Raw genomic sequence first — 4,594 nt, 5'->3', positions numbered from 1 at the left:
GGGCCACGGATCATCCGTGGCCCCGGACCACGCTGTGTCGGGCGACACGCTCGCGACACCAGAGGCTGAAAGTATGATCAACCAATGTCTGACATGACCGAAACCACGCCCGGCTGGCTGCCCGTCGACGAGCTGGAGCAGGCGCGCGCCCGTATGCCGATCCTGTACGTCGAGGCCGTGCCGGTACGCGTCGACGACAGCGGCGAAGTGACCAGCATCGGACTGCTGCTCCGCATGGGGTCGGGCGGCGCGGTCAGCCGCGCGCTCGTCTCCGGCCGGGTGCTGCACCACGAGCGGGTCAGGGACGCCCTGCTGCGCCATCTGGAGAAGGACCTCGGCCCGGTCGCGCTGCCCCGGATCCCGGCCTCGCTGCAGCCCTTCACCGTCGCCGAGTACTTCCCGACGCTGGGGGACACGCCGTTCCACGACCCCCGCCAGCACGCGGTGTCGCTCGCCTACATCGTGCCGGTGACCGGCGACTGCCGCCCCCGCCAGGACGCCCTCGACCTGGTCTGGTTCAGCCCTCAGGAGGCCTCGTCCCCCGTGGTCCTCAACGAGATGCCGGGCGGCCACGGCGCGCTGCTCAAGCAGGCTCTCGCGCACATGGGCGCCCTGTCCTGAACAGGGCGCGGGGATCACTGTCCGGCGGTCCGGCGTCCCCTCACTCCGTGGGAGTGGACGCCGGCGTGCCGAGGTGCGGGACCACCCCCCGGGCCACGCCGGCCGCCTCTATCCGGCGTGCAGCCGCTGGTACTCGCCGAGCAGGCGGCTCAACTCCCGCACCATGAAGGCGTAGTAGGCGTGCATGTCGCGCAGCCGCGCCTGCTGCGCCTCCGGCATGTCCGCCCCCCGCTCCCGCACGACCTGCGCGAGTTCGAACAGCTGCTGCGTCTGGTCGAGTTGATGCTGGAGACAGCCGCTCCACGCGTCGTCGCGCCATACGTAACCGGCCTGGCGCACACCGGGCACCTTGACCCGTTCGACCGTGCCGTTCGTGATGAGCAGGCGGGTCATCTCCGACACCGAGCCCTTGCTGGCCCCCAGGGCCTCCTGCAGCTCCGGCATCGTCATGGGGTCCGGGCTGAGCATCAGCACGCCTCCCAGCCGGCCGGCCATCGGCGGCCATCCCATCGCACGCCCGATGCGCTGCCCGAAGTCCTCGACCAGCAGCTCGTCCACGCCGGCCGGGCTCTCGCCCTCCATGGCCGCACCGTCCGCGAGCATGGCTGAAGCGTCGTCGTCGGCTGGCGACACCGATCCTCCCGTATAGAAAAAAATGAAAATTCATTCTTGACTGAACTTTCTTGATACGTCAGATTACCAGCATCCACGCAGGAGTCACCGGCGCGGGACGCTCCCGTATCGGCGCGGGACGCTCCCGTATCAAGGAGTCCAGATGGCAGAACATGATCGCGATCTGATCGTCGTCGGCGCGGGGTCCGCCGGTGCGGTGCTCGCCGCCCGCGCCGCCGCCCGCGGCCGGCGGGTCCTCCTGCTGGAGGCCGGCCCCGACCACCGCTCGGCGCAGCTGCCCGAGCCCTGGCGCTCGCCCAATCCCGTGGTGGCCCTGATGGACCCCGCGGCCTCGGAACACCTCGTGTGGACCGGCCTGAACTCCTCGCGCACCGAGAAGCAGCAGCAGGCCCCCTACTGGCGCGGCCGTGGGACGGGCGGCAGTTCGTCGGTGAACGGCCAGATCGCGATCCGGCCGCCGATGGAGGACTTCGAGGAGTGGGCCCGGCTCGGCTGTACCGGCTGGGCGCCCGAGGACGTGCTGCCGTACTTCTCGATGCTGGAGGACGACGAGGAGTTCGGGGACCGGCCGTACCACGGCCGCGGCGGACCGACCCCGATCCACCGGATGCCGAAGGACGCCTGGGGAGGTGTCGACCGGGCGCTGGCCGACTCGGCGCTCGCGGCGGGGTACGGCTGGGCGCCCGACGTCAACGCCCCCGGCGCCACCGGCGTCTCGCCCTACCCGATCAACTCCCGTGATTCGCGCCGCGTCACCGTCAACGACGGCTACCTCGAACCCGCACGCGCGCTGCCCGGCCTCACCGTCCGCGGCGACGCGCTCGTGGACTCCGTCGTCTTCGACAACGACCGCGCGGTCGGCGTCCGGGTGGTGATCGACGGCTCCGTCGTCACCGAGTACGCGGACGAGGTGATCCTCAGCGCGGGAGTGATCCATTCCCCGGCGATCCTGCTGCGCTCGGGCATCGGCCCCGCCGCCCGGCTGCGGGCGCTGGGCATCGAGGTCCGCCAGGACCTGCCGGTCGGTCTCGGGATGCAGGACCACGCGATGACGGTGCTCTCCCTGCCGTTGCGGGCCGAAGCCGCCATCAAGTCGCCGCACGACCGGCACACCAACGTCTGCGTGCGCTGGTCCAGCACCTCGGGTACGCACTCCGACGACCTCATGTTCGTCTCGCTCAACCAGAACGTGCTGGCCATGGCCACGGCGAACGCCGAGTCGCACTCCGGTGGTTTCGGTGTCTGGCTGAACCGCACCCACTCGCGCGGCGAACTGACCCTGGTCTCCACCGATCCCGCGGCGCACCCGTACGTCGCGCAGCGCATGCTCTCCGACGAGCGGGACCTCGCCCCGATGCGGGAGGGCGTGCGCGCACTGGTCGAGTTGAGCGGCCGCGCCGAGACGGCGGCCGTCCTCAGCGGTTCGGTCGAGGGCGCCAACCGCCCGCTGTTCGAGGCCCTGGCGAACGACGGCGACCTCGACGACTGGCTCCTGTCCACGGTCCTCGACGCCCAGCACGGCACGAGCACCTGCCGGATGGGCGCTCCCGGGGCCGCCGACACGGTCGTCGACCCGGCGTGCCGGGTGCAGGGGGTACGGGGCCTGCGGGTCGTGGACGCCTCGGTCTTCCCCGCCGTGCCCCGGGCCAACACCAACCTCGCCGCCATCATGACCGGCGAACTCATGGCCGCCCGCCTCGACGCCTGATCCGCTCCCTGACCGAGGCACCCGGACCCACCCCGTACCGAAGAGAGACGGCAGCCCGCATGGAAACCCTCCAGAACCACATCGGCGGCCGGTGGGAAGAGCCGGCCGGCGAGGACGTCGTCGCCGTGGTCAACCCCGCCACCGAGGAGACCGTCGCGCGGTTCCGCGTCGGCACCACCGACGACGTCGACCGCGCCGTGGCCGGGGCGGTGGCCGCGCAGCCCGGCTGGGCCGCGCTCACCGTGGCACGGCGCGTGGAACTGATCCACGCCTGGGCCGACACGATTTCCGCGCACGCCGCGGAACTGGCCGCACTGGAATGCCGGGAGATGGGCAAGCCGGTCGGCATCGGCCAGTCCTTCATCGCGGGGGCCGTGGCCGGACTGAAGGCCGCCGCGGACCAGGCGCTCACCTACCCGTTCACCGAAACGGTGACCGGTCCGAGTCCGGGTCCGGACGCAGATGCAGAGGCAGAGGCAGACGCGGATGCAGACGCGGATGCAGACGCGGACGCGGACGCAGGTACGGACGCGGGTACGGGTCCGGTGGGCGGGCGGACCGACATCGTCCGCCACCCGCTCGGCGTCACCGCCGTGATCACCCCGTGGAACTTCCCCGTCGTCATGGTCCTCGGCGCGCTCGGCCCGCTGCTCGCCGCCGGGAACACCGTCGTGGTCAAGCCCTCCGAGCGCTCCCCGGTCTCCACGGTCCGGCTGTTCGAACTGGCCGCCGCCACCGGGCTGCCCCCGGGCGTCCTGAACCTGGTCCTCGGCGACGCCCGCACCGGCGCGGCCCTGACGGAACACGAGGACGTACGGCTCGTCCACTTCACCGGCTCGGTCGGAGCGGGCCGCGCCGTGGGAACGGCTACCGGCCGGCGCCTGAGCCGCAGTGTGCTCGAACTCGGCGGCAAGGACCCCGTCGTGATCGACGCCGGAGTCGATCCGGTGGCCGCCGCACAGGCCGTCGCGTTCGGCGCGTTCATCAACACCGGCCAGATCTGCACCTCCATGGAGCGGATCTACGTCCATGAGCGGATCGCGGACGCGTTCGTGGAGGCGCTCGTGGCCGCCGCGGGGACCTTCGCCGTCGGCGACGGTCTCGACCCCGCCACGATGCTCGGCCCCCTGGTGGACGAACGGCAGCGCGACACCGTACGCCGCCATGTCGAGGACGCCGTCCGCAAGGGCGCCACCGTGCGCGCGGGCGGAGCCGTACCGGAGGGCCCCGGCTACTTCTATCCGGCGACCGTGCTCACCGGGGTCGACGACACCATGCTCGTGATGACCGAGGAGACGTTCGGCCCGGTCGCGCCCGTCACCGTCGTGCCGAGCTTCGAGGAGGGCCTGGCCCGCGCGGCGGACTCCCGCTACGGCCTCGCCGCCACCGTCTACACCGACGACCCCGGCCACATCGCGGCAGCCGCACGACTGCCCGTCGGTGTCGTCTGGGTCAACCAGTGGCAGGGCGGCGGCCCCGAGCGGCTGTACGAGCCCGCCCGCGACAGCGGTATGGGAGCCACCGGCGCCCGTGCCGCCTACGACGCGGCGACCCGGCCCGCCGCGGTGCACATCGCCGCCACCGCTCCGGCGGCCGGCCGGTGACCACCGCCAAGGAGGCCGCGGCACGGCA

The 4,594-nt window shown here is 72.2% G+C and carries 4 protein-coding genes; 3 read left to right on the top strand and 1 reads right to left on the bottom strand.

Going from position 1 to position 4,594, the window contains the following annotated elements:
* The first annotated feature begins 93 nt into the window (after positions 1 to 93).
* Positions 94 to 621, top strand: a complete 528-nt coding sequence (locus ACFWGJ_RS42200; protein ID WP_387334263.1) for an NUDIX hydrolase family protein — start codon at positions 94 to 96, stop codon at positions 619 to 621.
* A gap of 108 nt (positions 622 to 729) precedes the next feature.
* On the opposite strand, the gene ACFWGJ_RS42195 is transcribed toward ACFWGJ_RS42200, so the two are convergent.
* On the bottom strand, positions 730 to 1,224 hold the full coding sequence (locus ACFWGJ_RS42195) for a GbsR/MarR family transcriptional regulator (protein ID WP_387334261.1): 495 nt from the start codon (positions 1,222 to 1,224) through the stop codon (positions 730 to 732).
* A 172-nt stretch (positions 1,225 to 1,396) separates the two neighbouring features.
* Here ACFWGJ_RS42195 and ACFWGJ_RS42190 point away from each other — a divergent pair, with 172 nt between their 5' ends.
* Both ACFWGJ_RS42190 and ACFWGJ_RS42185 read left to right on the top strand, forming a co-directional pair.
* Positions 1,397 to 2,962 carry a GMC family oxidoreductase gene (locus tag ACFWGJ_RS42190; RefSeq protein WP_387334260.1) on the top strand — a complete coding sequence of 522 codons (1,566 nt, stop codon included), beginning with the start codon at positions 1,397 to 1,399 and terminating at the stop codon, positions 2,960 to 2,962.
* Positions 2,963 to 3,021: 59 nt separating this feature from the next.
* Entirely contained in the window at positions 3,022 to 4,566 is a 1,545-nt protein-coding gene (locus ACFWGJ_RS42185) for an aldehyde dehydrogenase family protein (RefSeq protein ID WP_387334259.1), read from the top strand.
* The last annotated feature ends 28 nt before the right edge of the window (positions 4,567 to 4,594 follow it).

The sequence above is a fragment of the Streptomyces sp. NPDC060205 genome (assembly GCF_042728395.1).
Classification (GTDB): domain Bacteria; phylum Actinomycetota; class Actinomycetes; order Streptomycetales; family Streptomycetaceae; genus Streptomyces.
The sequence above is the reverse complement of the archived record's forward strand: the minus strand, read 5'-3'. Positions and strand labels throughout refer to the sequence as shown.